1 protein-coding gene is annotated in these 1,184 nt (G+C 69.9%); it reads left to right on the forward strand.

Annotated elements, in window-relative coordinates:
* Positions 1-168 precede the first annotated feature (168 nt).
* The coding region (locus tag ACWD3D_RS37305) for a DUF389 domain-containing protein (RefSeq protein WP_451465062.1) at positions 169-1,184 on the forward strand (1,016 nt) is incomplete at its 3' end.

Here is a 1,184-nt window from a genome sequence, read left to right on the forward strand (position 1 = left end):
CCGCTACATCAAGCCCGACTTCGTGCACGTCTTCGCCAACGGCCGCATCGCCGAGTCCGGTGGCGCGGAGCTGGCCGACAAGCTGGAGAACGAGGCTTACTGGAGGAACCCGCCCGCCGGAGGTCACGCCCGGGGTACCAGCGGGGTCACGGAAGCGAGAGGTACGCGATGGATCTGATCCACGTCCGCGCGGTGAGCCCGCCCGGCCTGACCGACCGGGTCGTCGCGCTGCTGGCCGACGATCCGTGCGTCCTCAATCTGATCGTGCAGCCGGGGGCGGCCCGTAACCCGGACGGCGACGCGATCGCCTGCGACGTACTGACCGGGGGCGCCAACGAGGTGCTCCGCGAGCTGCGGGACATCCGTCTGGACCAGCTCGGCTCCATCGTCGTCGAGCCGGTGGACATGGCGTTCTCCGGACGGGCGGAAGCGGGCGGGCGCGACGAGCTGGGCCCGCTGGCCCGGGCCCCGGTCTGGGAGCAGGTGGAGGCGCGTATCCGCGCCGAGGCCCGGTACCCGCCGAGCTTCTACCTGTACCTGGTCGTCGCCGGCCTGATCGGCTCGGTGGGGATCGTCACCAACTCGCAGATCCTGATCGTGGGGGCCATGGTCGTCGGCCCGGAGTACGGGGCGATCGTCGCCGTCGCGCTGGGTATCGACCGGGGCGACCGCGCCACGGTCCGAAGGGGTCTGAAGGCGCTCGGCGCCGGGCTGACACTGACCGTGGGGGTCACCTTCCTCTTCAGCCTGATGATCCGGGGCTTCGGGTTCCAGTCGAAGGCGTTCGAGGCGGGGCTGCGTCCGGTGTCCGACCTGATCAACACGCCCAACTTCTTCTCGGTGGCGGTCGCGACGCTGGCGGGCGTCGTCGGCATCGTGTCGCTCACCGAGGCGCGGACGAGCGCGCTGCTCGGGGTGTTCATCTCGGTCACCACCATCCCGGCAGCCGCCGCCATCGCCGTCTCCGTCGCCTTCAGCAGCTGGCAGGAGGCCTGGGGGTCACTGATCCAGCTCCTGGTGAACATCGTGGTCCTGATCCTCGTGGGCACCGGGGCCCTGCGGTGGCAGCGCGCGATCTGGCGGCGGGTGCGCTCATGGTCGGCACATTCGCTTTCGCGGAAGGTGATCAGGTGGGACGGATGCGGCGGTGAGATCCTGGCCACACATACGTGTGTGAGTCGGTA

This window comes from Streptomyces sp. NPDC002690, assembly GCF_053592415.1.